This window comes from Laspinema sp. D2d, assembly GCF_025370755.1.
In the GTDB taxonomy this organism is placed as follows: domain Bacteria; phylum Cyanobacteriota; class Cyanobacteriia; order Cyanobacteriales; family Laspinemataceae; genus Laspinema.
On record NZ_JAMXFC010000002.1, the window covers coordinates 93862 to 119392 of the forward strand.

Sequence of the window (25531 nt, forward strand, 5' to 3'; positions counted from 1 at the left end):
GGGGCTTTTTCTTTCCTGTGTCACATCGCAATCGGAGGGAGGATAGTGCAGCGATCGCCACTTATATTACAATCTGTAAAGAACCATTAACAGGATAGGCAGAATGCGGGTAGCGATCGCAGGGGCGGGACTAGCCGGAATGTCCACCGCCATTGAGTTAGTTGATGCGGGTCACGAAGTAGAAATTTTTGAGTCTCGTCCCTTTGTAGGCGGGAAAGTCGGTAGCTGGGTAGATGCGGAAGGCAATCACGTGGAAATGGGATTGCACGTCTTTTTCGGCTGCTATTACAACCTCTTCGACTTAATGAAAAAAGTTGGTGCAATCGACAGCTTGCGCCTGAAGGACCATACTCATATCTTTGTCAATGAGGGTGGCAAAACCGGGGAATTGGATTTTCGGTTTATTACTGGCGCACCCTTCAACGGGTTAAAAGCCTTTTTCACCACCTCTCAACTCTCGGTACAAGATAAACTCACCAATGCGATCGCCCTGGGGACTAGCCCGATTGTCCGGGGTTTAGTAGACTTCGATGGGGCAATGAACACCATTCGCGCCCTCGATCGCATCAGCTTCGCCGACTGGTTCCGCAAACATGGCGGTTCTAATGGCAGTCTCAAGCGGATGTGGAACCCGATCGCCTATGCGCTGGGTTTTATCGACACGGAAAACATTTCCGCCCGCTGTATGCTGACCATTTTCCAGTTTTTTGCGGCAAAAACAGAAGCTTCAGTTCTGCGGATGTTAGAAGGGTCCCCAGATACCTATCTTCATCAACCGATTCTTAAATATTTAGAAGCTAGAGGCGCTAAAATCCATACCCGGCGACGGGTCCGGGAAATTCTCTTTTCTGAAGAGAGTGGGGAAACAGAAGTCACGGGATTGATTGTGGCGCAAGGGGAAACGGAAGAAACCATCACTGCGGATGCGTATGTCTTCGCCTGTGATATCCCTGGCATTCAGAAAGTTTTACCCCCGGCATGGCGCAAATGGCCGGAGTTCGATAATATCTACAAACTCGACGCGGTGCCCGTTGCTACGGTGCAATTGCGCTTTGATGGGTGGGTAACGGAAATGCATGATGCGGCGAAGCGTCAACAGTTGGAGGAAGCGGCAGGCATTGACAATCTGCTTTATACCCCCGATGCAGACTTCTCTTGTTTTGCAGATTTAGCCCTGACTTCGCCTTCGGATTATTATCGCCAAGGGGAGGGTTCATTGATGCAATTGGTATTGACCCCGGGAGATCCATTTATCAAGCAGAGTAACGAGGCGATCGCCCATCATGTGCTTGATCAGGTGCATAAACTCTTCCCCTCGTCCCGAGACTTGAATATGACCTGGTACAGTGTGGTCAAGTTGGCGCAATCCCTCTATCGGGAAGCCCCAGGGATGGACCCCTATCGGCCCGCGCAACAGACTCCCGTAGGGAATTTCTTCCTCGCGGGAAGCTATACCCAACAGGATTATATTGACAGTATGGAAGGGGCGACCCTTTCGGGACGGCAGGCAGCTAAAGCAATTTTAGGGCGAGTGAATGAATTAACGGCGAGTCCTAAACCGTTGGCGATCGGTTAATTGAAAGAAACGCTAAACTGTAGAAGTAGGGTGGACCAAAGCCCACCCTACTGGTTTTAGAAAACGAGTTCAACCGATAAACTATTAATTTAAACTTTTAAATTCTTATGACAAATTGGCTAGAGCATAGCGTTTTAGTAGAAGTCAATACTCCGATTGATCATGTCTGGGGTCTCTGGTCTGATTTAGAACAGATGCCGCGCTGGATGAAATGGATTGAATCGGTGCAAATTTTAGAGGAAGATCCAGATTTATCGCGGTGGAAGTTAGCCTCTGGGGGATTTGAATTTAGTTGGTTGTCTCGAATTTTGAAAATTGTTCCCAACCAGATTATTCAGTGGGAATCGGTGGATGGATTGCCCAATCGCGGGGCAATTCGCTTTTACGATCGCCATCAAGAAGGCAGTGTAGTTAAGCTTACCGTCGCCTATGCCATTCCTGGAATTCTGGGACAGATTATGGATAATTTGTTTTTAGGTCGCGTGGTAGAATCGACGATTCAAGCGGATTTAGAACGATTTCGGGAGTATGCGATCGCCGACTATGCTCAACCGTAATCAAACCCGGAACTTTCTACATTCTCCCTCAATCACCCACTGATTCTGGAGTTAAGGGTAACGTTACCGTAAAGGTCGTTCCTACATTAACTTCACTCTCTAGGGTAATCTCACCGTGATGCGCTTCTACGCAGTTTTTTACAATCGTTAGTCCCAGTCCCGTTCCCGGGATTGTACCCACATTTCTCGCTCGCTGAAAGGACTGGAACAAGCGTTTTTGGTCCTCTAGGGGAATCCCGATCCCACTATCGCGAATTTTAAAAATAGCCTGATTGTCTTGACAAATTAAATCAAAATAAATAGGGCTATTAGAAGGAGAATATTTGCAAGCATTGGTGAGCAAATTGCCCAGAATGTAGCGCAGGAGCTTTTCATCGAGACAGGCATCGTGAGTCGCTCCGACGGCCTGAAAAATAATAGAATGACTTTGGGTATCGCTAAATTGCCGTTCTTCGACCAAATCTTGACATAATTTGACTAAATCAAGGGGATGGGGTTCATACTCCAATTGTTTATTTTCTACCCGACCCAAAACTAACAAATCATCAATCATTTGGTCCATATATTCAGCGGTTCTCTGAATCATTTGCAGATAATTAAACCGTTGTTCTTCCGTTATTTTATCGGCAAATCTTTCTAAGAGTTGGGAGGCGCATAAAATCGAAGTGAGGGGATTTCTAAATTCGTGAGTCACCATTGACGTGAAGCTTGATTTCAGTTCATTCAGTTCCTTTTCTTTAGCAAGGGCCTGATTTAATTCTTCCTGAGCTTGTTGACGTTCTACAATTTCTTTTTGCAAGAGTTCGTTCGTTTCGGTGAGTTCAACAAGCTGTTCTTCAACAGATTGCTGTAACATCTCAATCACCCGATACATTTCCATTGGATCAAAGGCTTGCAGGAGGGTAGATTGGGTGACAATTCCTAACAGTTCCCTTTGTTCAGAGACAACGACCAACCGGCGTACAGACCACTGTTTCATCATCTGATGAGCGTTCCAGAGTGAGTCGTTGGCTTTGAGGGAAAATAAGGGCTGACTCATGACGATCGCCGCTGAGGTACTGTTTAAATCCAGATCCAGGGCATGAAATTGCACCAGGTCCCGTTCTGTAACCATCCCAATAGCTAGGGGTCCGGGTTCCCCACGAGTCTGGGATTCAGGGTCCGATCCTGGGGGAGAAATCGGGACCCCGTGAAGGGGACCCTCGGGGAGGTCAGGGATCACGGTGCCTGGCATCTGGGTAATCACCACACAGCTAACCTTATTCCGGGACATCAGTTCCGCCAGGGAGAGTAAAGATGCCGTCGGAGGAGCCGTCACAACCCCGCGAGTCATCACTTCTAAGACTGATCGCGCTTTGAGGAGATTGACCGGCTGTAGCACTTTTCGGATACTACCATGACTTAAAAGACCTAACACTTGGCCCCGTTCATTAACAATCGGCAAGTGACGAATCCCATGTTTCTGCATCAGGGAGAGGACTTGAAACAGGTCCCGAAACTCGGACTGAAGTAAGGTAATAACCTCCTTCGTCATGACTTCGGCAATGGTGATATCTACAATTTTCACCCCAGCAGCACACAGATGCACCACATCCCGTTCACTAAAAATTCCCCGTAATTGCTCACCCTCCATCACCAATACACAGCCGTCTCCTACGTCATCCAGGGGACTGAATGCCATTGATGCAGTCACATCAGTCAGGGCGCAACTCGCCCTAGCATGAGCCATTTGGGTAATGACATCAATCAGGCGGGTATCGGGAGAAACAAGCATGGGCGCTCGGTTGATTGCTTGTTCTAAGTCTGGGGAATAGAAGGATGAATAATTAGGTTGCAGCATAGTAACTTGACAGAAGACTGAAGGGGCGGCACAGAAGGGCGATCGCCGTTCAAGGCATCGGAATCGCCTGGGGTGTTTCTTTTAAGATAAGCTAGAATTTTCTAAAATTTAAAATCTTTAACCCGTTAACTCAAAAGGGGGGATTCTGAGTCAATTTAAGCTGCTACTGCATTTAAACTGGATGTTGTTCCCTAAACGGCAAGATATGAAACAAGTAGGCATAGTGAAGCCGCACAGCAGAGGAAAAACGCAGGCTTGACGCACTCTAAGAGTTTGATATTTTTCTAATATCCAATTTAGATAGGCAACAGCATACCACAATTCTGTTCTGATGATACCAACCCTTCTGTGATGGGTTGAGAGGGGGAGCAAAATTAAAGTCCCTCTCCCATTGCGGGAAAGGGATGAAGGATGAGAATTGCACCGGGTGAGATTTATGCTTTACCAGGTGGGATCAATATAGACATTAATGGTGACTTGTTCTTTACCCCCAGGCACACCGGAAATACAGGAACAAACGGTGCGATCGCCATCAATTTCGACTTCACAAGCATGACAAGACCCCATTAAACATCCGGTGGGAATCATAATTCCCGCCCGTTTCGCCACTTCTAATAGGGGTTCTCCGACCTCAGCTTTTACGGTAATGCGATCGGGTAAAAAAATAACATTTACACTCATAATTTTAGCGGCGGTGAAGGGTAACTCTTCATTGGGTTTTTCTCCAGGCGATCGGCCCCAGACTCATTCTCTCTTTTCCCTTTGAACACCTAGGGATTTGCTCGTTATAACAAGGGGGTTAAATCTAAATGCGCTTCGACAATCGTTGCTAAAGCATCAATAATTTCTTCTCGTTGGTCTCGGTAGTTAGCAATCCCAGTGGGTAAAGATTTTAACCCTCTTTGATTGCGGAGGCGATTTAACCAAGCCCGCCGCCAAGGTCCATTATCAAACAACCCATGCAAGTAGCAACCCCAAACCGATTGCTCTTTATCCACCAGCCCCAAATTCAAATCATCAAATAGGGGTTTAATATCGGGAGATAATGCGCCATTGAACCGTTCACTCGGTTGCGTCCGACCCTGATGAATTTCATAACCCGTAACGGGTAAACCGGGGGTGGGATAATTAGAATTAACGACCCGTTGTCGGGAGATTTTATGGTTAGTAATTACGGTTTTAATGGGCAAGAGATTCAACCCTTCAAATCGTCCTTCGACCCCTTCAACGCCTTCGGGGTCTGCCACTACTTGGCCTAGCATTTGGTATCCCCCACAAATGCCTAAAACAGTGCCGCCCCCAGCTACATAGTTTTGTAGTTCCTCCGCCATCCCTGTTTGTTTTAGAACGAGCAAATCTGCAATTGTTGTTTTAGAACCGGGGATAATCACTGCATCAGGATAGCCCAAAGATTGCTTGGGATTGATATATTTGACCGTTACACTCGGTTCGGCTTCTAAGGGGTCGAAATCTGTAAAGTTAGAAATTCGCGGTAAGCGAATCACTGCGATGGTAATTTCGCTTTCTTCTTTGTGGGTGGGAGGATTTAATAAACTTAGGGAGTCTTCTGCGGGAAACATTTCTGAGATCCAAGGAATTACCCCGAGTACAGGAATGCCGGTATATTCCTCTAACCAGGTAATTCCTGAGTCCAGAAGCGATCGCTGTCCTCTAAACTTATTAATCACCACCCCACGAATTAAAGCCCGTTCTTCTGGGTCTAATAAGGCTAAGGTGCCCACCACATGAGCAAAGGCACCGCCTCGGTCAATATCGACCACTAGGATAGTCGGCGCGTTAAGATGTTTGGCAACGCGCATATTGGTTAAATCTCGATGTTTGAGGTTGATTTCTGCTGGACTTCCGGCCCCTTCGCAGACGATGATATCAAACTCTTTGGCAAGGGAATTTAAAGATTCAACGATCGCACTCCAGCCGCGATCAAAAAACTTTTCATAGTATTCCGCTGCACCAACTCGGCCCTCGGCTTTTCCTCGGAGAATAACTTGGGAAGTCATGTCCCCTTGGGGTTTTAATAAAATCGGGTTCATTTCCACTTCTGGGGAAATTCCCGCAGCCCAGGCTTGGACCGCTTGCGCGTAGCCGATTTCTCCGCCTTTGAGGGTAACGTAGGCGTTTAAGGCCATGTTTTGTCCTTTAAAAGGGGCGACGCGCATCCCTCGACGATAGAGGATTCGGCATAGGGCCGTCGCGATCGCAGATTTCCCGGCGTGGGATGTGGTCCCCACAACCATAATGGCTTTCATAATGGCAGAACTTTCTCAGTGGTTTTGCTAAAAGAGTGGAAATCGCACCCAACGATTGAGGAAATTATAAAGGCGATCGCTCCAGGATGGGGGTGGAATTTCTCCCGGGGACTGTTCCCATCCCGCCACCAGTTGCCGTCCCAAGGGCGTCAGGCGGAAACTATCGGTAATCCCTTGCCCATCAACTTCTCGACGCAATACACCCAGTTGAATCAGCCACAAGAGGCCGTTTTCCACGCTGCGTTCGTTCTGAGGCGATCGCGTATAGTTATTTTGGACGCCGACTGAATCGACGATTGCCAATAAAGGCACACTGCGATCGCGCATGGTCACAAATAATTCTAGTTTAAAGGGCAAACACTTCATCCCCCTGGCCGCCCGTTTTAAGGTGCGTTCGGGATATTCAATTCGGTGGGTTTTTTGGGGTTGAACGGCAGTCATGGCGATTCGGAAGACTAGAGCCTAGATCGGGTTAGATTAACTCCGATCTTACCCTCTCTAGCCCTGAAGTTGAGCTTCTTCCGGCATTAACTCTCCACCGGATTTCCCTCTCACGCCTCATTGGACTCCTTGTCGGGGTCTCATTCGGATTGACAAAATCACCCGAACCTGATAAAAAATTCGCCAAAGTCCCCGGGGCAACTAAGGAAGTGGCTTCCCCCAGAGGCGATCGCCTCCCCTACCCTTTCCCATTGTGATGAGTCATTCCCTATTCACATAATTTAGTACGGAAATCTCCCCCTTACCCCACTCTTTTTCGGTTGTCGAAATTCATCTTTGATGATACAATTATTGGAAATCAAAGTTAGGAAAAAACAGCATTTATGACCTTACCTGTTGGCACAGCAGCCCCGGCATTTACCGCCCGAGATACCAATGGCAATCTCGTCAAACTCTCTGATTTTGCCGGAAAAACCCTAGTATTGTACTTTTACCCCAAAGATGATACTCCGGGCTGTACCAAAGAAGCCTGTAGTTTTCGCGACTCTTACTCCGAATTTAGAAACAAAGATATCGGCATATTAGGAGTCAGCCGAGATGATGAAGCTTCCCATCAACAATTTACTCAAAAATTTAGTCTTCCCTTTCCCCTATTAGCGGATACGGATGGTTCCATTACCAAAGCCTATGATGTAGAAAAGGGCACCTATTCTAAGCGGGTCACTTACATCATTGATGCGATCGGTAAGATCTCCCAAGTTTACGAAGGGGACAATCTGAATACTGAAACACACGGTCCCGATATTCTCGCTGCCATCCATTAGAATCGACGAACCAAGGCGATCGCCTTGTTCGGGTGTCAACTCTTCTAAGCGAGTCACTGACGCGATCGGCAGCGAGGGCAAAATCGCTCAATTTTATGAGCCAGTCAATACCAGCATTCATGCTCAAGATATTCTGGCAGCAGTCTCCTAATTTCTAACTCCCTTGGGGGTAAAATAAAGCCTAAAAACCGGATTTTTCAATAGTTTTGGCAAATTCCCACAAATTTAGGCAAAAAACCCGCTTTCTGTTAACCCAACCAGGTTAGAAAGCGGGTTTTTTCAATAGTTTTGGTAAATCGCAGCAAATTCAGCCAAAAAGCCGGTTTCTGGTCCCGAGGATTTAATAGCCACCCCATTAATCCCCTAAATTCATCAGGATCAGTCAGGGTAAAAGATTATTCCGGATAAAATATACGCTCATAAGTAACAGGGTCTTATGGGGTAGGCAGGAAGTCTTCCTCCTGTTGATATTACTGTGAGCAGAACCGATGAGTTTAGGCAATTCCTTCACTTTTAAAATTCTCCAAGACACTTTTTTAAAAGTGTCCACCGCCTCATCTTCTAGCTTAACTGCCAACCATAAAGTAGCAGTCAAAGCAGGGGAAACCGTTGAAATTAAAAGCTATGAATTGAGCGAAGGTCATTTCCGAGTCCAATTAGCCAAAGGAATCGCCCCAGTGGGTGAAACGGGCTACTTTTATGAAAAACACATCGAACTTATTCCCAACCTGGTTAACTGTACCTTCAACAGCGGTAACTCCAGCGAACCCCCCCCAGGTTTTGGGTTGCTAACCCTCCTTGAAACTACGAAAATAAAAGGCAAACCCGAAGACTCCTCGCAACTGAGCGATCGCGAACAAACTGAACTGCAAGCGGGTCAAACCTTTTTAATCACCGGCTATGCTTGCATTTCTAGCCATTTTCTAGTTTCTCTCTCCGAAGAAATTCCGGGATTTGGGAACCGTGGTTATCTGTATCATCCCCATGTTAGTCTCAAAAAAGATGGCAAAGCGATCGACTACGATCCCAATGCCATTACCTTGACCATCCGCCAAAATAACCCCTTCAAAAAACAACCCATTGACTCTAGTCAACTTCCCCCGGAAGAACAATATTCCTTCAAATCCGGTGAGATTTATGGTGTATCTAGCTATGCAATGGAAGCTGGTCATTTAAAAATTTCTCTGACTGAAAACTTGCCACAATTTGGCAATACCGGCTATCTTTTCCCAGATTTTGTGCAATTAAATCGGGGCAATGCCGCCATTAGCACTGGGTTTGGCCTCAGCTATCAAGGTCCGACGGAAGTTTTAGTTGAAAAGCCTGTGATTCTCAAAGGCACTTATGACCCTCAAAAAATTGCCACCGTCACCGTATCCGCCGAAGATAAATTTTCCCTGCCGGTCCAATTAAATCCCAGTGCCGGGACTTGGCAAGTTGATCTCAACAACGGATTTAGTGGCGTGGGATCTCGCTGGTTACGCCTCAAAGGAACCGATACCAAAGGTCAACTAATTGGGTCGGACGTGATTAATATTACCGTCACCACCGATCCAGCAACAGTTGGAGAAGCTTTAACGTTAAAAATTCAGCAGGATACTTTTTTTAAGGTTTCCCCTGTGGATTCGGCCAGTCTAAGCGCCCAACAAAAAGTCTTAGTCAAGGCAGGAATGATCGTTAAAGTCAGCCGCTATGGATTGTTAGATGGTCATCTCAAGGTCACCCTTGATACTCCGATTCAACCCATCGGTGAATTTGGCTATTTTTATGAAGGTCATGTTCAACTCAGCAAAGGGAGTAAAGTCTTCAATTTTAATATTGAGGATGTCCAGATTTCTGGAACTCCTGCTCAAATGTTGGTGACAAAAACCACGTTAATTAAGGCGCAACCTGTCGATTCAGCGAATCTCTCTTCGGGACAAAAAGCTGAGTTGCTGCTGGGTAAAACCCTGGGAATTACGGGCTATGCCTGTACCTCCGGCCATTTTCGGGTAACTTTGAGTGAATCGATTCCCGGTTTTGGCAATGTGGGGTATGTGTATTGGCAGCACGTTCAAATTAAGAACCGCAATCAGGTGGTGTCTTATGATTCCGATGCGTTAACAGCCACAATTCGCGAGACGACGGCGTTAAAGAAACAACCTGTGGATGCGGCCCGGTTGAGTGCTACGGATAAGGTGACTTTACCCCTGGGACGAGTGTACGGGGTGGCAAGTTATGCGATCGAATCGGGACATTTGAAAGCGTCATTAACCGAAGAGTTTCCTGGGTTTGGAAATACGGGTTATCTGTTTCCGGGACATCTGCTGATGCAGCGTGGGGGTCGTACCTTTGATCCAGTTCCCAATCAAATCGAACTGAATGTGCCGTATTTTTCCCAACGGGATAATCCTCGGTACTATTGGTCTACCTGCAATGTAACCTCGATCGCGATGGTGTTTCATTACTATGGCCTCCGGTCTAAGCATGGGGGTCAGTTGGAGGATGAACTGTTGCAATGGTGTTTCAACTATGGCGGAGTCGGGTCCCAAACGGATCACAGTGTTCTATCGGCGCTGGTTCGCGCTTATGGGTTCAAGCATCGCTTTATCACGACCAGTACCTGGTCTGAGGTGAAGAATGAGCTGATTAATCGCCGTCCGGTGGTGATTGCCGGATACTTTACGGCAACGGGGCATATCATCACGATTATTGGCTATAACCGCCAAGGGTTTATTGTGCAAGACCCTTGGGGAGATGCACTGACGGGTTACAGCCATACGGAAGGACGCCGGTTGATGTATCCCTACAGCTATATGGACCAGGTGTGCGGTCCTGATGGCAATGTTTGGATTCATTCGATTCAGAAGTAGGTCTGAACAAGGGCTAATCTAGGATACGGATGCCCTATCAAAGGTGAAATTTGAAAACGGGAGGGTGCGATCGCCCTCCCGTTTCTTTGTTTATTAGCCCCCAGATGTCGTGACTTGAGCCGGTATTGTTATCAAGGCACAGCGGAGTTCAAATCTAAAATCTCAACGCTCAAATCCTCTAGCTGCGTTATCCTGAGCTTAGAAAGCATTTAAGTATGAATCATTGATACTCAGGAGATTAAATCGATGAGTTGGAACAGTTCTACCCCCGTACCCGATCGCATTTTTGCAAGTTTGCCCTACCTCCTGCCTTTGATTGTGGGGGTGCAATTTGGCGTTTTTTTGTTCCAAGAGTTTCCCGTTCTCGCCAATCTGTTTAGACCCCTACAACCTTTAATGAGCCTGTATTATGGCATTCCATTTGCAGGACTGATTATCTTTTTCGTCCTGCTGTTTGCTGTAGTTAGAAACGACAATATCAGCCGCTTCATTCGGTTTAATACCATGCAGGCGATTTTGCTCGATATTATTTTAGCTATCACGGGTTTTGTAGTGGAACTGCTCGGAAAGGCCCTCCCTGCCTTAGCGGTGCAGACTCTGTTTAATATGCTGTTTTTGGGAACGATCGCAGCGGTGGTTTACTCTGTGGTGCAGTCCTTGTTGGGGCGCTATGCCGAAATTCCGACGATTTCTGAAGCCGTTCATATGCAGGTTCCCTAGAACTGACCAGCAGCCGATGGCTGCTGGTGCAGCAATTGAGGCAGCAGACGACTAACTAGAGAGCCGATGGGGTCAGGCGTTGCCTAACGGTGTTTTCTAAGCTGCCAATGCCTTCGATTTCGACCCGGACGCGATCGCCCACTTGCAATGGCCCTATCCCTTCTGGGGTTCCCGTCAATACCACATCTCCTGGGAGTAAAGTCATTACTTGAGAAATATAAGAGACCAGAACATCTGGAGGAAACACCATATTATCAATGATGCTCGATTGCACCGGCTCGGGGGCGTCATTGACAAAGGTCTGTAAACAGGCTCCTGCACTGAGTTCTCGGACAATCCAAGGGCCGAGAGGACAAAAGGTATCAAATCCCTTACCTCGGGTCCATTGACCATCTTGTTTTTGTAAGTCCCTCGCCGTCACATCATTGGCGATCGTGTAGCCCCAAATTTTTGCGGTTGCCTCCTCCGGCGTACAATCGACGCACCGTTCTCCAATCACAAGGGCCAATTCGCCCTCATAATCGACCCGCTCAGACTGAGGCGGATAGGCGATCTCGTCTCCATCGGCAATCACGGCAGTGGGGGGTTTCAAAAAGAGTAGCGGTTCTCTCGGAACTGGCGTTCCCATCTCAGCGGCATGATCTGCATAATTTTTGCCGACGGCGACAATTTTTGACGGAACGCAAGGCGCTAAAAGCCTATACGTTTCTGGTTCTAGGAACCGCTCAGTCGGTTGTCCCTTTAACCAGGGGGGCGCATCAAGCAACTGAACGCCTCTACTCAATTGAAGTAATCCATAGTAAATCCGTCCCTCTGGGGTTTGGATTCGGACGTAGCGCTGTGCCATAACGTTGATTTATGCCCTCTGTCGTAGTGTGATGTTTGGCTCTTCTGACCCTAGTCTTAGGAGTTTTAGAATTAGTCTTAAGCACTTCTTTAGCACCCTCTTCATCGCCCCAAATGGTATCCTGTCGTTGGGTTAAAAAGATCTCCTTTTGTCATCACATCTAAAAAAAATATCTCATTAGTCCACTCCGGTTAAATAAAAAAACTATCACTCTCCCTTGGGGTTGTTGTGACTACAAGAGGGAAATAGCAAATTCGGGAGAGGGTGGATAGAGGGGTTCCCGGAGTGCTGAGTTCAGGTATCTAATAAAAAAGCAGCACAGGAGTGGGCGCATCTTGCTGGCTGTTGCGACGATAGCAAGCAAGATGTGCGCACTCCCAAGTTTTAACTCCCTCGTTTGTAACTCATATTGTGAAAGATCTATAAAAAACCCCTGAAGGGTGGGGCTAAACAAACCAAGCCCGCACAGGCGGGCTCAAGAGAAAATCGACTTTTTATAACCGGATTTGGTATCACCGGACTGTCCAAGGCGATCGCCTGCCATAAATGTCACCGGAGTTTTTTTGCAAGGGTGCAGAAATCCGAAATCGATATGATAAGATAAAAAATTGCGCGTAAAATCAAGGCGAAAAGGGAGAGACTCCCTAAACCTTGTCATGCCTTGCTTCTTCACAAGAATGGCCGAACACCAGCCAGTTTGACAAGATCTGCGGGCGATCGCGCCAAGAGCGAAGAAGCCATTTAGTCCATAAGGAGATTCCCTTCCATGCGGTATATTTACGAAACCATGTACATCCTGCGTCCCGACCTCGGTGAGGAACTCACCGACGGGGCGATCGCCAAATATCAAGGCATCTTACAAGAAAATGGTGTAACCACGGTTGAGACTCAACACCGGGGTAAACGTCGTCTTGCCTATGAAATCGGCAAGCATCGCGATGGCATCTACATTCAAATGAACTATGAATGTGATGGCAGCCAAGTAGCCCCCTTAGAACGTGCCATGCGGTTGAGTGAAGACGTGATCCGCTATCTCACCATCAAGCAACCTGTTCGGGAAGTCGAGGCGGAAGAAGAGGTTGAGGCAACCGCTTAATCGTTTGCAACCCTAGGAACCCTACCCTCCAAGTTGTTGCATCCATCGCCCAGGCCAATTCATTGACAGGCGATCGGCGATCGTGCAACCATAAAAGATTGGCTGTCTATATTAAGCTCGGATCAGGTTCAGCCCTGATAAAAGCTGGGGCGATCGCTCATCTATAGACCGATCAACCGGCTACCTGTACGGCACACTCCACCAGAATTCTATGACTTACGCAATTATCGAAACCGGCGGCAAACAATTACGAGTAGAACCCGGTCGTTTCTACGACATCGAGTTACTTCCCGTAGATGCCGAAGAAAGCATTACCCTGGAAAATCTCTTACTGATTCAGCATGAGGATCAGGTTCATATCGGTCAACCCTTTGTAGAAGGTGCGACCCTCCAAGCGACCGTCATGCAGCATTACCGGGGTCGCAAGGTGATCGTCTATAAGATGAAACCCAAAAAGAAAACCCGCAAAAAACGCGGACATCGCCAAGAAATCACTCGGCTGATGATCAACTCGATCAGCTTGAATGGGGCGGTGTTAGCCTCAGCGGAAAATAATACCCCCGCTTCATCTACCTCCTCAACTGAGGCAGAATAAGAACAGAGGGAATCGAGGAGTCAGTTGGAGGGGCATCAGCGATGGCGCAGTCCGGACAACGGACCCTCCCATTCAGCCCTTCCCGGTGCTACCCCTTCCCAGCATTCAATCCTGAAATGACTGAAGTAACACAGAGGAACTATGGCTCATAAGAAAGGTACGGGTAGTACACGCAACGGACGTGACTCTAATGCCCAGCGTCTTGGCGTCAAGCGCTACGGGGGTCAAGTCGTCCGCGCCGGAAATATCCTAGTTCGTCAGCGCGGCACCAAGTTTCACCCTGGACAAAATGTCGGGCGTGGCAGTGACGATACTTTGTTTGCCCTGATTGATGGGGTTGTCACTTTTGAACGCAAGGGCAAGAGTGGTAAAAAAATCAGCGTTTATGCAGTGGCAGCAACGGCAGAACCCGTGGCAGTGGAAGCATAAATGGCTTAATCCAGTCCAAGGGATTAAAAAAGGGCAGATGCGATCGCGTCTGCCCTTTTTTTTCCTGCTTTTTTCTGAACCACCCCCGGAGATGCTCATAGCGGGACTCCACTCCCAATAACTCACCGATCGCCCAGAAAACAAGATGTTACAAAACGTAACTAAATGCGCCAGCGATCGCCAGATAACTCTAGACTTAAATCTTGAAACTGTCGCGTATTCCTTCCTTAATTCAGATATGTTTCCAACTCATCGCCCTCGCCGTTTGCGTCAGCATCCCCAACTCCGCCGAATGGTGCGAGAAAATCTCCTCACTACCAGCGACTTAATCTATCCCCTCTTTGCAGTCCCCGGGGAATCCGTCGCCAAGGAAGTCTCATCCATGCCCGGAGTCTATCAACTCTCGGTGGATAAAATTGTTGAAGAAGCTAAAGAAGTCTATGATTTGGGCATTCCGGCTATTATCCTGTTTGGCATTCCCGAGGACAAGGATACCGAGGCAACTGGTGCATGGCATGATTGTGGGATTGTCCAGAAAGCAACGGCTGCGGTGAAAGCAGCAGTTCCCGAACTCCTGGTGATTGTGGATACCTGTCTGTGTGAGTACACCAGTCATGGACATTGTGGGTATTTAGAAGTGGGCGACTTAACGGGGCGGGTGCTCAACGATCCCACCCTGGAGTTGTTGAAGAAAACGGCGATCGCCCAAGCGAATGCGGGTGCAGATATCATCGCACCGTCAGGGATGATGGATGGCTTTGTTCAGGCAATTCGGTCGGGATTAGATCGGGCGGGATTTGAAGATATCCCCATCCTGTCTTATGCGGCTAAATATGCCTCCGCCTATTATGGCCCGTTCCGAGATGCCGCCGATTCCTCTCCACAATTTGGCGATCGGCGCACCTATCAAATGGATCCGGCCAATGGTCGCGAGGCCCTCACCGAAATTGAACTGGATATCCAGGAAGGGGCCGATATGCTCATGGTTAAACCCGCCCTTGCCTATATGGATATTATCTGGCGCGTCAAACAGGCAAGCAACCTGCCCGTTGCCGCTTATAACGTTTCTGGGGAATATGCGATGGTTAAAGCCGCTGCCCTCAATGGCTGGATTGATGAGGAACGAGTGGTCCTAGAAACCTTAACGGGCTTCAAGCGGGCGGGTGCAGACCTAATTCTCACCTACCATGCGAAAGATGCAGCCCGTTGGCTGGCAAACCAGTCCTAAGCGATCGGTTTCCAAAAACCCTGTTTTAGCCCGCCTGTGCGGGCTTTATTTTTGCAGCCCCAGCCTTAAGGGCATTTTGACGGTGGATATCAGAGTGCAGAATTTTTGTAGGGGAGTGGTCTGAAATAGCCCACTCGTCACCCCTGTGCAATCCGCGAGATTCCCTGAACCGGAAGGGTTGATCACCCTAGACAACTGTCGGACTATTTGTTACCGCTTTTGGTGCAAAATGTCAAGAAATTATGATATAAAAAATGGAAATTAAGGTAGTCAATTTATCAGTTATGTTATAAAAATAGTTATACGATTAAAAATTATCGGATTTTAGAAATCAACAGTAGAACCCTTTGGCTTCGACTTTATAACGCGACTGCCGAGGGGGAGAGAAAACAGCCAGTTCTTGTTGTTGGAGTGGGACACTTATTTTCAGCTTTCCTAAAAACCAGGAAACTTTCGTGGAGTGCAGGAGCTGAACGATACTCCCCTCTCATTCACAAAAGCTTATACCTTTCCATTAATACCCTGAGTTGGGGTCACTTCCTGACCCATAGCGTTAAAGAGTAGAAAGCACTCAATTTCAAGAGCGATTTGTCAATAAACCTAGAGATCAAGTGAGTAGGAAAACGACGATGGATTGCAGTCACATTCAATTTCGCGATCGCAAAGAAGATGTAGATATCCAACAGCTTAAACGGCTATTTGAACTCACCGCTTTTTGGGCGAGAGAGCGAAAAATTGAGGATTTAGCCATCGCGATCGCCAACAGTGATCCCGTAATTACGGTTTGGGAAGGAGAGCGTCTGATTGGGTTAGCTCGCGCCACCTCGGACGGGATTTATCGCGCTACGATTTGGGATGTAATCATTCACCCAGAATATCAAGGGGTGGGATTAGGTCGGAAATTAGTTGAAACGCTCTTAAGCCATCCCCGGATGAATCGCGTTGAGCGAGTTTATCTGATGACCACTCATCAACAACGATTCTATGAACGAATCGGGTTTGAGGAAAACTCAACCACGACAATGGTCCTCTACAATAACAAAAATTTCACGGAAGAACTTATGACTCGTGAAATACTCGTGGAAGCGAGCATTGAAGCCTAGTTATTTCGGAAACCTCTGCGCCTCGAAGCTCCTCCGGTACCGGGGGAGCTTCAACTCTTTCTAAATGGCCGCCCATGAGTTCCAAAATGCTCTGATTCATCATCAAAATTGTACCCGGAGAGAGGTCTACCTCAGTTTCCGGAGTCCGTTCCTTGCGGTTTTTTTGGAGTTGCAGAAAATCCAGGGGTTCAGAAAAACAATGAGGCGGCAGGGGAAGATCTATGGAGATAATCACATTACCCTCCGGGGTTGTACTCTGCATTGATTGGCTTGATCCAGAACCCGGAGAAACCTTTGCAGAAATGCCGATGCGACCATTCCCAAGAGGATTAATCGCCAGATCAATAAAGGTAACTAGAAGTTGAGTCAGACATCGTTGGTCCGCCCGAATACAAATTTTGGGGTCAGGTTGAGAAATGTGCAAGGAAATATTGCGGTTTGCGGCTTGGAGTTCAGTCAAATAATGGACTTCTTCAAACACATCCGCCAGATGCAAGATTTCCAATTTTAGGGGATTGCGACCTTCTTCAATCCGAGAGACTTCGATAATGCGATCAAGCATTTGAATCATCTTGTGAACTGAGTTATTGGCCTGGACCAAAAACTCGCGTTCTTCCGCTGGATTATCACATAAATCGCTTAAAATTAATTGATGAACGCCGATTAAACTATTGAGAGGCGATCGCAATTCATGAGAAATTCGCGACAGAAAACCGGCTTTAAACTGACACATTTGACGAGTCAGCAGATAATCAAGCTGAGTCTCTTTGAGGCGAGTCGATAGGTTAGAATCTCCTAACTTTTTATCTTGACTTGAGGAAAAAGGGGTACTCGGATTGGGACGGTAGCGCGATCGCATCAGCCATCCACTCCCAAACCCAAAACCCACGGCACCGATTGCATAGATCCAATAGATCCAGTCCATAGTTTGCCCGAAATTCCAACCTAATTCCTGAACGCTGATTGCGGTTAAAAGAGACATGGCATCCCCGCTTATCTCCCCCTATCCTCGCTGTTTGAGTCTAACTGAATGACACCTTGACGAAGAATTTCCCAACCTGGCCCTATCCACTTTGCCACCGTAGAAGGGACCCCACTGGCCGTCGCGTTCGGTTCCGACTGTTCCCATTCCAAAGTGACCACTTGGGGAAACTTCAAATCAATTTCTGCCATTGTTCGCAACGGGGGTTCCCCACTCAGATTAGCGCTGGTTGTGGCTAAAGGGCCAGTTTGAGCCAAAATCCGGCGGGCGATCGCCTGATCAGGAACTCGAATCCCAATGGTAGTCGGGTCAACTGGATTCATCACCGAGGGGACCGCAGCAGAAGCGGGTAAAACCAATGTTAACGCACCGGGCCAATGTCGGTTTGCGACCTCTTGCCAAATTTGCAACTCTGTTTCTGTACTCCGGACAAAAGGCCAGAGGTCTGCTTCTGTGGCCCCCATCAAAATTAGGGGTTTATCCAGACTGCGTTGTTTCACGGCAAAAATGGACTCAGCGCGATTCGGCAGGACGGCTAATGCCGGGACCGTATCTGTGGGAAAACTCACGACCTGGCCCCCCAGGGCTGCCTCAATTAAGACTTGTTCTGAAACTGCTGTCATTGTGGCGTTTAGGACCCTCAATGTTAACTGCGGTAAGCTCGGGCAAATCGCTCAATCCCTGCTAAATCTGAGAATATCTCAATTTGGGTATAACTGCCTTGGTCTTGTAGTAACTCCCTGACGTCAGGGGCCTGTCCCGCCATCATTTCCAAGAGCAAAAGTCCACCGGGACATAAATAAGTTGGTGCGGTAGCAATTAGATGGCGAATGCAGTCTAATCCATCGGGTCCGCCATCCAGGGCGATCGCCGGTTCATGGTTGGCGACTTCTGGTTCTAACTCCCCAAGCATGGCGGTGGGAATATAGGGGGGGTTGGAGACAATGCCCCGGAGTCGGTTGAGTCCCTGGAAGGGATGTAAGGGTTCAAACCAGGATCCGTAATAAAAGTGAATGCGATCGCCGTATCCGAGATTTAATGCATTCTCACGGGCGATCGCCAGGGCCGCTTCTGAACGGTCCACCGCATGAAGGGTGACCTTTGGCAAGACTTCCGCTAGACCCAGGGCGATCGCCCCACTGCCAGTCCCCAAATCTGCCCAATTTCCCTCCATTAAGCAGGTTTCCGGGTGCGGGCGTGACAGGGATTGAGCCGATCGCACCGCTAAATCAATGGCCCACTCGGTTTCCGGGCGGGGAATCAGGACCCCCGGACTCACCCCTAAAGCAAAATTTCGCCAGGGGGTCACCCCGGCGAGATATTGGACCGGAACTCGGTCCTTAATTCGTTGTTGCCACTGTTCCTTGAGTTGGGCCAAGGGACGATTGAGGGGAATTTGCGATCGCCCTTTGTAGGAGTCCAGACGCAGGGCTAATTTATCCAAATCGCTCACCGATAGTAGTAGCCAATCTAGCTCCTCCACCGGCACATTGGCAGCTTCGGCAGCGGCGCGCGCTTCCTGACGCCACTGCCACAGTTCTAAGCCAGAAACTGCCCGATCAGATGAACGGCTCATCGATTGTTTAGTCCTTTATCTGCGATCGTTTCCCCTAGCATCAATCGTTCCGGGTCTTTTCGTCAAGGGTACACCCTGCCTGAGTTAGGGTTGTGCGGGTGCAGGTTGGGCCGGTTCAGGTTGGGGTCTTGACTGGAGATATTCCAGGGTTTCCGTAGAAGGAACCAAGACAATTTTGGTTACTGCGGGGTCATTATTATTTTCTAACTCTTCGATAACTTTATCCAGATTACTGACCCGAACATCAATGCTGGGTGCCAAATCTGGCTGTTGTTGCCGCACCCGGGTTAACATCGATTCCAACTGCTCTCGATTGAAAAAGATGGGAATCATTTGCTGACCGTTTTGTTCAATGGTCAAATAGCCTTGTTGTGGGCCAATTGTTGCATAAAAGAGCGGTACGCCATTAAATAAAGGCATTCCATTGGATTGCGGAATTTCCTGACCTTCCTGCTGGAGTTCTTCAGCGGCAAATTGCACCTCTTGTTGGACGGGAATGAAGGCAAATTCTACGCGCTCGGGATTATTGGCATTGGCTTGTTCTAATTCATAAACCTTAGCCAGAGAAACGGGTACAACTTGAGTATTGCCTGCTAAATCGGGATTTTGTTGTTCTATTTTTTGCACAAACTGTTCGGCATCCCGTTGACTCATAAAGAAGCTGGCGATCGAAGCTTCCTGCTCATCATTGGTAACCGATGCAATTAAGGGCGTACCTTCTGCGTTCGTAACCGTAAAAACTAGGACTGATTCTAGTTTTTTCATGATTTCTTGCGCGGGCAATGCGATCGCCCGATTCATTCCGGGTAGCAATTGCCCCAGAAGAACGCTTCCCATTAAACCGAGAGTTGCACTCCAGCGTACTAATAATTTCATTTTGACACCTGATAGCGATACCAGTTGATTAACTTGATTCAACACATCAAACCTCAATGGGTTTTAGGTTAATTGTTTTGAGGGATTGGGTTTGTTCTTTCGCCTTTTTTTGGGAGCGATCGCCTAAGCTTTAGATAATCAAGCTTGCGCGATCGCTTGCTCCTGGCTCAATCTACAACAGATGTTCCCCTAATTACAGAATGGAAACGGATCCGGGTTGTTATCTATCTGTAGCGTTTCTATGGGCAACCCAATTGGTAGTTTCGAGGACTATTGTAAAGAGGGAAGAGTTCCGTTATCCGTTAAGATAGGAGGTAGCCTCCTCTACAGGGTTCCTGCTCGAATCTCCTGTCACCACATAGATCTGTTTTGGAATTTGCCGATCGCCCAATTATCATAAATGCAGTCTATTATAAAGGGCTGGCAATTTATTATCATCCTCTTCGGGATACTCATCCCAATCGTTTGATTTTTCTGTAGCGACAAAATGCGACCAAAAAAACCAGGGGTAATTTTAGATATCCTCCTCTTTCTGCCGGTTGGAAGGCGATCGCACCCTGGGTACGACCTACGCCCTCTCATGAGGAAGACTCTAAACCCCTGGTTCATGTTATTGACGAAGTAGATGCAATCGGGATGACAGGATTTGAACCTGCGACATCCTGCTCCCAAAGCAGGCGCGCTACCAAGCTGCGCTACATCCCGGACAGTCAGTTTTAATTATAGCATGATCCTCCCGGGAAAAGTCAAGACTTTATTTTGGGGAGGGGGAAAGATGCAGGGGATAAACCTCTGATAGGGGTCTGTGTCCCGACAATCCCGCTTCGAGGGGACAGGTAGAGACCCAACCTAATCGGATGAAACGTTTGAAATCGCCCCCTTCAGCAATTGAACAACTTTAGCAACCCCTGGCTTAGCTTAAACCCGGTTTTTCACCCCATGCGATACCCCTGGACTAGACTCCATTTTCTCCCCAAGCCCCATCCAGGGTAAAAACATCAATAACCCAGATATTCAGACTATTTCGGTTGAGGTTACACTGCTGCGGTTAGATGCCGATGAGATTGCCATAACTCCCGAGACTCTTGCCTAACGCGACCTTTCATCGCCTCCTTTTGCAATACCATAAACGCCTGAAAATCTTGGAGGTCATATTGGGTCTGTTGTAACAACAAACGGAGATCTTCTTCTGCTTCAAGGCTAAGGTAACCCGTCGCCAATGCCTGCTCTACGATTTGGCTAATTAGATTCATAAAAATGTACTCCTAATTACATTATTTTGTCAAAAATCCCCTACTGAAAATCGATGACCACCCCAAGTTCTTTCTTGTTTCCTCACTGGAAATAAACCGACGGAAAATCTATCTAAAGAAATAAAGAAGTTACATTATCCTCCTTTAGATATAGATTCTTTTGAAAAATAGAGCCACTATTGAGGCAACAAGCTGGTTTTAAGTTGCCAAACTAATTTAAACGATTAAAGCTGCCTTTAAGTTTTTTAAAAATCAAAATACAGAACAATAAAATTGTTAATAAATTTAATGAAATTTACAGATAAATTAAAGATATACATCCTAATTTTAAATAAATTAAGTTTAGAATAAATGGGTAGAGTTAAGACTTTTTAAACCCAACCTGGGGAGTTGAATGGGTTGAGAAGTAGGAGAAATTTTGCGGTGTTAACTCAGTCTCCACAGGGGAGAGACGAGGTGATTGACATTCAGACAGTTTTATGATTAAAAAGGGCAAATAATTGGGAATCTGTTATAAAAAATCGGGGTGCTTCTTCAGGGTGGGGGAGATAACGGTTTAGGCGGTGAGGAGGCAGTGTTTGGGTGGGTTAAATCTCTGATAAAATTGGGGATCAATTAGGAAGTCTATCTAGTCAGTGCGATCGCGCTTTTGGGGATTGTCCGGCGATCGCCAGCCCATTGATATGGAGGCAATCTCTGGGCGATCGCACCGCCTATCCAACCCACTAGAGCCAGACCCTCCTAACCTGCTAAAAATTTCGAGTTGCATAGATGAAATCTTACCTAGCTGCCGCGATTCAAATGACCAGCGTGCCGGACCTTGCCAAAAACTTGGCTCAGGCAGAAGAACTGATCGATCTGGCTGTGCGCCGGGGTGCCGAGTTGATCGGGTTACCGGAGAATTTTTCGTTTTTGGGAGAGGAATCAGAAAAGGTTCATCAAGCTGAAGCGATCGCCCTTGAAAGCGAAAAATTTGTCAAAACAATGGCACAGCGGTATCAGGTAACCATCCTCGGGGGTGGCTTTCCGGTTCCGGTGAATCAAGGTCAAGTTTATAACACCGCCATCCTGGTAGAACCCAATGGACAGGAAGTGGCACGGTATCAAAAAGTCCATCTATTTGATGTCAACGTTCCTGATGGGAACACCTACCAAGAATCGAGTACCGTTAAAGCAGGCGAAGCCCTCCCACCGATTTATCATTCAGAAAAACTCGGCACTCTGGGATTATCAGTTTGCTATGACGTGCGCTTCCCCGAACTGTATCGCCATCTTTCTTACAAAGGGGCAGAAGTTTTATTTGTCCCGGCTGCTTTTACAGCTTATACCGGCAAAGATCATTGGCAGATTTTGCTCCAAGCGCGGGCGATTGAAAATACCTGTTATGCGATCGCCCCGGCACAAACTGGGCGGCACTACGGCATGAGACATTCCCACGGTCACGCCCTCATTATCGACCCCTGGGGCGCAATTTTAGCCGATGCCGGAGACAAACCCGGAGTGGCGATCGCCGAAATCAGCCCCTCGCGCCTCGAACAAGTCCGTCGGCAAATGCCCTCTTTGCAACACCGAGTTTTTATTTAACTCAGCGGTCCTGCCATTAAAACCCGTAACCCGAGTTGCAAAAGACATCTCATTAAATTTGCCCCTCGTCCTCTGACCTGAAAACCCCTTCGTGATTATAGTAACCATAAGATATTTTGCGATCGGACTCGCTCCTTATGGGAAGACAATAAGAAGACAATAAATCAAGGCTGACCCTTTCGGACCACCACCCGGATCAAGAGTCTGATCATGACTTGGAAACTTGGGTTCTGAGGTCGAGGGCGTCAGTCTTGTAAACAAAACAGGTACATTAGACAGGACGAGTTCTGCAAAATAAATGGCAGAGACCCTTACATTGGTGAATTCCCTCACCCCAACGCTTTTTTCTTCCTTCCTTGACCAAACTCTACCCCTGCTGGCAACCGCAGGAACCGAAGTGGCCCCAGCCGCTCATTCGGTAAAAGTAGACGAAGCGATCGTCGTAGCGGGAGTGCTACTGAGTTTGGTCGTCATTTACCTCGCCAGCAAAATAGGGGGCGAGATTTGTGCACGGATTAACCTGCCTCCGGTTTTAGGTGACCTTGTGGGCGGTGTGCTCATTGGGGTTTCCGTCCTCAAGCTAGTTGTTTTCCCCGAAGGCGGGGAAGATGCCAGCAGTTCAGTGATTATGAACTTGCTGCAAAGCACCACCAGTTTAGAACCCGAAGCCCTCGCTGCCACCTTTGCCGCCCAGAGTGAAGTCATTGCAATCTTGGCAGAACTTGGGGTGATCATTTTGCTGTTTGAAATTGGTCTGGAATCAGAACTCAAAGAACTGATTAAATACGGACCCCAAGCAGCAGTCGTAGCCGTGGTTGGGGTTGTCCTACCCTTTGGCGCGGGGACCCTAGGCTTAATTAGCCTGTTTCATGTCGCTACCATCCCGGCTATTTTTGCCGGGGCGGCCCTGACTGCAACCAGTATTGGGATTACCGCCAAGGTTCTGGCTGAAATTGGCCGTTTGGGTGACAAAGAAGGTCAAATCATTATTGGTGCAGCGGTACTCGATGATATCCTCGGGATTATCGTCTTGGCTGTCGTCGCCAGTCTAGTCAAAACGGGTGAAGTCGAAATCACCAATATTGCCTATCTGATTGTGAGTGCCGGTGCGTTCCTAATCGGCGTCATTCTCCTGGGACGTTTTCTGAGTCCCTATTATGTGGCCTTTGTCAAAGAACTCAAAACCCGTGGACCTTTGCTGATTACGGCGCTAATTATTGCTTTTGTCCTCTCTTATGTGGGTGCGGCAATTCGCTTAGAAGCGATTCTCGGGGCCTTTGCTGCTGGGTTAGTTCTTGGGGAAACGGAAAAACAACAGGAACTGCAGGAAGATGTGGTTCCCCTGGCGGATTTCTTTGTTCCGATTTTCTTCGTGGTAGTCGGTGCCAAAACTAATCTGGGGGTTCTCAATCCGGCGGTTCCCAGTAATCGGGAAGGGCTGATTATTGCAGCGTTTCTGATTGTGGTGGCGATGGTGGGGAAGGTGCTGGCGGGGTTTGCCGTTTTTGGTCAACCGGGCATCAACCGACTGGCGATCGGCATCGGCATGATTCCCCGAGGGGAAGTTGGATTAGTCTTTGCTGGGGTTGGAGTCGCCAGTGGCGCACTCTCTCCCTCCTTAGAAGCGGCGATTATTATGATGGTGATTCTAACAACGTTTGTAGCACCCCCATTGCTGCGCGTTGCCTTTAAAGATCCATTACCCGAAACGGAAAGTGCTGGATCTGCTCCCAAATGAGCCAGCGATTTTCACTCTAAATCGGGATTGTCGGGTGCGTCAGAGCGAAAGGTTACCCCTTGTAATGTAGAAGTTCTGACGCACCCTATCCACCCCTTTTCAAGGGTTAGCATTCATTGTAGATAGCCTATCTCATTATTTTTTAGAGAACCCTGCTGTGGGAAATTATCAGGGAACCCATATTCTGGCAATGCAAACAAGATAGGGGTATAGCGTTGCTATACCCCTGCAGTGCGAGCAAGAGGCTCGCTAGTTTGAAATTTGTTCTATTTTAAAGTTCCCGAAAGGGGAAAATTAGCCAACTTTCACTTCAGTGGTTTTGACATCTTTTGCGCCATAAACCCCACGAGCAATTCCCACCACTCGATCTAAATCGGCTTGGGAAGGAATTTCTCCTTTGAATACTACGGTGCTGCCAGTTTGGGCGATCCAGAGACGGTCAAAATCAGTGGTACTGGGATTTTCATCAATGGCGAGGGCAACACGCTTGGCGAGGCCGCTATCGTCATATTCCCCATTTAATCCTAAACGTTCTGGGGGAATGTCCGGCTTTTGGGGAGCGGCAGGAACCGTATAGTTCTGTGCGGGAGCAGAAGGATTTGAGGCTGGGGGGGCTTGAACCGTTGTCTCTTTAGATTTGTCTGGTTTTCCGAGATTGAATAATTTTTGTAACAAACCCATTTGTCATTGACTCCTAAATTTTTAAGGGTTTCCAGATTTTATGCGAACTTCAGAGTGGTTCTATTCCATCTCTAGGAGGATTTCTCAGGCAGTTACTAGAGCAAGCTGCTGTTTATCCTTGTTCGCGCCCCATGCTATCTTCCGATAGTCGCTATCATTGTAGCGCTATTAACTCTCCAGCACCCTAGCAGCCCGGGCTAGGATGGGGAATCAGGTCCCTGGGTAGGGGAACTGAGGCATTTTTCGGGGGAGATTCTGGGGATCCGGAAAACAGCCTGTCCCGAAACTCCATTCCGCAAGGGCATCAAACGAAAATCGCCTAGGGGGGGTCATGTTAGAACGGGGTCAGGGTTGGGAATTTATGAATCGGCAATGCTTACAGGTTGGGGGTTTCCCGAGAAAGATGGGGGGTCAGTGGTCCCAAGCATAAATGACCAGAGTTGAGGATTTTCTTAAAAAATTGGGG

Annotated in this window: 24 protein-coding genes and 1 tRNA gene; 12 read left to right on the forward strand and 13 right to left on the reverse strand. The window is 47.8% G+C overall.

The features are described from left to right. Positions 1-103: 103 nt before the first annotated feature. Together zds and NG796_RS01890 are read left to right on the forward strand one after the other, a co-directional pair. The gene (gene zds, locus NG796_RS01885; protein ID WP_261204222.1) at positions 104-1576 is read left to right on the forward strand and encodes a 9,9'-di-cis-zeta-carotene desaturase; all 1473 of its coding nucleotides are present in this window, start codon (positions 104-106) and stop codon (positions 1574-1576) included. A 107-nt stretch (positions 1577-1683) separates the two neighbouring features. Continuing rightward, positions 1684-2133, forward strand: a complete 450-nt coding sequence (locus NG796_RS01890; protein ID WP_261204223.1) for an SRPBCC family protein — start codon at positions 1684-1686, stop codon at positions 2131-2133. A 28-nt stretch (positions 2134-2161) separates the two neighbouring features. On the opposite strand, the gene NG796_RS01895 is transcribed toward NG796_RS01890, so the two are convergent. The 4 genes from NG796_RS01895 to NG796_RS01910 form a co-directional block, all read right to left on the reverse strand. Beyond that, positions 2162-3973, reverse strand: coding sequence for a CBS domain-containing protein (locus NG796_RS01895; RefSeq protein ID WP_261204224.1), 1812 nt, complete (start codon positions 3971-3973; stop codon positions 2162-2164). A gap of 441 nt (positions 3974-4414) precedes the next feature. Beyond that, positions 4415-4654 (reverse strand): 2Fe-2S iron-sulfur cluster-binding protein, encoded by a 240-nt coding sequence (locus NG796_RS01900; protein WP_261204225.1) that lies wholly within the window; start codon positions 4652-4654, stop codon positions 4415-4417. Between the two features lie 104 nt (positions 4655-4758). Continuing rightward, entirely contained in the window at positions 4759-6240 is a 1482-nt protein-coding gene (gene cobQ, locus NG796_RS01905) for a cobyric acid synthase CobQ (RefSeq protein ID WP_261204226.1), read from the reverse strand. A 27-nt stretch (positions 6241-6267) separates the two neighbouring features. Continuing rightward, positions 6268-6681: an Npun_F0494 family protein gene (locus NG796_RS01910; RefSeq protein WP_261204227.1), complete on the reverse strand. Its 414-nt coding sequence runs from the start codon at positions 6679-6681 to the stop codon at positions 6268-6270. Between the two features lie 383 nt (positions 6682-7064). Here NG796_RS01910 and NG796_RS01915 point away from each other — a divergent pair, with 383 nt between their 5' ends. The 3 genes from NG796_RS01915 (at position 7065) to NG796_RS01925 (ending at position 11077) form a co-directional block, all read left to right on the forward strand. Continuing rightward, positions 7065-7505: a peroxiredoxin gene (locus NG796_RS01915; RefSeq protein ID WP_261204228.1), complete on the forward strand. Its 441-nt coding sequence runs from the start codon at positions 7065-7067 to the stop codon at positions 7503-7505. Between the two features lie 488 nt (positions 7506-7993). After that, entirely contained in the window at positions 7994-10357 is a 2364-nt protein-coding gene (locus NG796_RS01920) for a C39 family peptidase (RefSeq protein WP_261204229.1), read from the forward strand. 246 nt (positions 10358-10603) lie between these two features. Then, complete coding sequence (locus tag NG796_RS01925) at positions 10604-11077, forward strand: Tic20 family protein (protein ID WP_261204230.1); 474 nt, start codon at positions 10604-10606, stop codon at positions 11075-11077. Positions 11078-11132: 55 nt separating this feature from the next. Here the strand turns inward: NG796_RS01925 and NG796_RS01930 are convergent, their stop codons facing one another. Next, positions 11133-11924, reverse strand: a complete 792-nt coding sequence (locus tag NG796_RS01930; protein ID WP_261204231.1) for a fumarylacetoacetate hydrolase family protein — start codon at positions 11922-11924, stop codon at positions 11133-11135. Between the two features lie 766 nt (positions 11925-12690). Here NG796_RS01930 and rpsF point away from each other — a divergent pair. From rpsF to NG796_RS01955, 5 genes are all read left to right on the forward strand, one after another. Then, complete coding sequence (rpsF, locus tag NG796_RS01935) at positions 12691-13020, forward strand: 30S ribosomal protein S6 (protein ID WP_261204232.1); 330 nt, start codon at positions 12691-12693, stop codon at positions 13018-13020. Positions 13021-13231: 211 nt separating this feature from the next. Further along, positions 13232-13615: a 50S ribosomal protein L21 gene (gene rplU / locus NG796_RS01940; RefSeq protein WP_261204233.1), complete on the forward strand. Its 384-nt coding sequence runs from the start codon at positions 13232-13234 to the stop codon at positions 13613-13615. 141 nt (positions 13616-13756) lie between these two features. Beyond that, complete coding sequence (gene rpmA / locus NG796_RS01945; protein ID WP_015146648.1) at positions 13757-14044, forward strand: 50S ribosomal protein L27; 288 nt, start codon at positions 13757-13759, stop codon at positions 14042-14044. 238 nt (positions 14045-14282) lie between these two features. Then, the gene (hemB, locus tag NG796_RS01950) at positions 14283-15272 is read left to right on the forward strand and encodes a porphobilinogen synthase (RefSeq protein WP_261204388.1); all 990 of its coding nucleotides are present in this window, start codon (positions 14283-14285) and stop codon (positions 15270-15272) included. Between the two features lie 629 nt (positions 15273-15901). After that, a complete protein-coding gene (locus NG796_RS01955; protein WP_261204234.1) occupies positions 15902-16375 on the forward strand; it encodes a GNAT family N-acetyltransferase in 474 nt (157 codons plus the stop codon). On the opposite strand, the gene NG796_RS01960 is transcribed toward NG796_RS01955, so the two are convergent. The 7 genes from NG796_RS01960 to NG796_RS01990 all read right to left on the reverse strand — a co-directional run bounded on the left by NG796_RS01960 (position 16332) and on the right by NG796_RS01990 (position 21831). Continuing rightward, positions 16332-17357, reverse strand: a complete 1026-nt coding sequence (locus tag NG796_RS01960) for a sensor histidine kinase (protein WP_261204235.1) — start codon at positions 17355-17357, stop codon at positions 16332-16334. The two genes, NG796_RS01955 and NG796_RS01960, sit on opposite strands and share 44 nt — an antisense overlap. Before the next feature lie 11 nt (positions 17358-17368). Beyond that, the gene (locus tag NG796_RS01965; protein ID WP_261204236.1) at positions 17369-17980 is read right to left on the reverse strand and encodes an L-threonylcarbamoyladenylate synthase; all 612 of its coding nucleotides are present in this window, start codon (positions 17978-17980) and stop codon (positions 17369-17371) included. A 23-nt stretch (positions 17981-18003) separates the two neighbouring features. Further along, the gene (gene prmC, locus NG796_RS01970) at positions 18004-18933 is read right to left on the reverse strand and encodes a peptide chain release factor N(5)-glutamine methyltransferase (RefSeq protein ID WP_261204237.1); all 930 of its coding nucleotides are present in this window, start codon (positions 18931-18933) and stop codon (positions 18004-18006) included. 84 nt (positions 18934-19017) lie between these two features. Further along, on the reverse strand, positions 19018-19809 hold the full coding sequence (locus NG796_RS01975) for a Tic22 family protein (RefSeq protein ID WP_261204238.1): 792 nt from the start codon (positions 19807-19809) through the stop codon (positions 19018-19020). A gap of 631 nt (positions 19810-20440) precedes the next feature. Next, positions 20441-20514: transfer RNA gene (locus NG796_RS01980), tRNA-Pro, on the reverse strand. A 329-nt stretch (positions 20515-20843) separates the two neighbouring features. Next, on the reverse strand, positions 20844-21062 hold the full coding sequence (locus NG796_RS01985; RefSeq protein ID WP_261204239.1) for a hypothetical protein: 219 nt from the start codon (positions 21060-21062) through the stop codon (positions 20844-20846). Between the two features lie 628 nt (positions 21063-21690). Then, complete coding sequence (locus NG796_RS01990; RefSeq protein ID WP_261204240.1) at positions 21691-21831, reverse strand: hypothetical protein; 141 nt, start codon at positions 21829-21831, stop codon at positions 21691-21693. A gap of 2 nt (positions 21832-21833) precedes the next feature. Here NG796_RS01990 and NG796_RS01995 point away from each other — a divergent pair, with 2 nt between their 5' ends. Both NG796_RS01995 and NG796_RS02000 read left to right on the forward strand, forming a co-directional pair. Then, the gene (locus NG796_RS01995) at positions 21834-22646 is read left to right on the forward strand and encodes a carbon-nitrogen hydrolase family protein (RefSeq protein ID WP_261204241.1); all 813 of its coding nucleotides are present in this window, start codon (positions 21834-21836) and stop codon (positions 22644-22646) included. A 298-nt stretch (positions 22647-22944) separates the two neighbouring features. Further along, the gene (locus tag NG796_RS02000; protein ID WP_261204242.1) at positions 22945-24384 is read left to right on the forward strand and encodes a cation:proton antiporter; all 1440 of its coding nucleotides are present in this window, start codon (positions 22945-22947) and stop codon (positions 24382-24384) included. Between the two features lie 294 nt (positions 24385-24678). Here the strand turns inward: NG796_RS02000 and NG796_RS02005 are convergent, their stop codons facing one another. Then, on the reverse strand, positions 24679-25065 hold the full coding sequence (locus NG796_RS02005; protein WP_261204243.1) for a BON domain-containing protein: 387 nt from the start codon (positions 25063-25065) through the stop codon (positions 24679-24681). Positions 25066-25531 lie beyond the last annotated feature (466 nt).

Coding starts and splice junctions, on each gene's coding strand:
- zds (WP_261204222.1), top strand. CDS start 104: ATGCGGGTAGCGATCGCAGGGGCGGGACTAGCCGGAATGTCCACCGCC.
- NG796_RS01890 (WP_261204223.1), top strand. CDS start 1,684: ATGACAAATTGGCTAGAGCATAGCGTTTTAGTAGAAGTCAATACTCCG.
- NG796_RS01895 (WP_261204224.1), bottom strand. CDS start 3,973: ATGCTGCAACCTAATTATTCATCCTTCTATTCCCCAGACTTAGAACAA.
- NG796_RS01900 (WP_261204225.1), bottom strand. CDS start 4,654: ATGAGTGTAAATGTTATTTTTTTACCCGATCGCATTACCGTAAAAGCT.
- cobQ (WP_261204226.1), bottom strand. CDS start 6,240: ATGAAAGCCATTATGGTTGTGGGGACCACATCCCACGCCGGGAAATCT.
- NG796_RS01910 (WP_261204227.1), bottom strand. CDS start 6,681: ATGACTGCCGTTCAACCCCAAAAAACCCACCGAATTGAATATCCCGAA.
- NG796_RS01915 (WP_261204228.1), top strand. CDS start 7,065: ATGACCTTACCTGTTGGCACAGCAGCCCCGGCATTTACCGCCCGAGAT.
- NG796_RS01920 (WP_261204229.1), top strand. CDS start 7,994: ATGAGTTTAGGCAATTCCTTCACTTTTAAAATTCTCCAAGACACTTTT.
- NG796_RS01925 (WP_261204230.1), top strand. CDS start 10,604: ATGAGTTGGAACAGTTCTACCCCCGTACCCGATCGCATTTTTGCAAGT.
- NG796_RS01930 (WP_261204231.1), bottom strand. CDS start 11,924: ATGGCACAGCGCTACGTCCGAATCCAAACCCCAGAGGGACGGATTTAC.
- rpsF (WP_261204232.1), top strand. CDS start 12,691: ATGCGGTATATTTACGAAACCATGTACATCCTGCGTCCCGACCTCGGT.
- rplU (WP_261204233.1), top strand. CDS start 13,232: ATGACTTACGCAATTATCGAAACCGGCGGCAAACAATTACGAGTAGAA.
- rpmA (WP_015146648.1), top strand. CDS start 13,757: ATGGCTCATAAGAAAGGTACGGGTAGTACACGCAACGGACGTGACTCT.
- hemB (WP_261204388.1), top strand. CDS start 14,283: ATGTTTCCAACTCATCGCCCTCGCCGTTTGCGTCAGCATCCCCAACTC.
- NG796_RS01955 (WP_261204234.1), top strand. CDS start 15,902: ATGGATTGCAGTCACATTCAATTTCGCGATCGCAAAGAAGATGTAGAT.
- NG796_RS01960 (WP_261204235.1), bottom strand. CDS start 17,357: ATGTCTCTTTTAACCGCAATCAGCGTTCAGGAATTAGGTTGGAATTTC.
- NG796_RS01965 (WP_261204236.1), bottom strand. CDS start 17,980: ATGACAGCAGTTTCAGAACAAGTCTTAATTGAGGCAGCCCTGGGGGGC.
- prmC (WP_261204237.1), bottom strand. CDS start 18,933: ATGAGCCGTTCATCTGATCGGGCAGTTTCTGGCTTAGAACTGTGGCAG.
- NG796_RS01975 (WP_261204238.1), bottom strand. CDS start 19,809: ATGAAATTATTAGTACGCTGGAGTGCAACTCTCGGTTTAATGGGAAGC.
- NG796_RS01985 (WP_261204239.1), bottom strand. CDS start 21,062: ATGAATCTAATTAGCCAAATCGTAGAGCAGGCATTGGCGACGGGTTAC.
- NG796_RS01990 (WP_261204240.1), bottom strand. CDS start 21,831: ATGCAACTCGAAATTTTTAGCAGGTTAGGAGGGTCTGGCTCTAGTGGG.
- NG796_RS01995 (WP_261204241.1), top strand. CDS start 21,834: ATGAAATCTTACCTAGCTGCCGCGATTCAAATGACCAGCGTGCCGGAC.
- NG796_RS02000 (WP_261204242.1), top strand. CDS start 22,945: ATGGCAGAGACCCTTACATTGGTGAATTCCCTCACCCCAACGCTTTTT.
- NG796_RS02005 (WP_261204243.1), bottom strand. CDS start 25,065: ATGGGTTTGTTACAAAAATTATTCAATCTCGGAAAACCAGACAAATCT.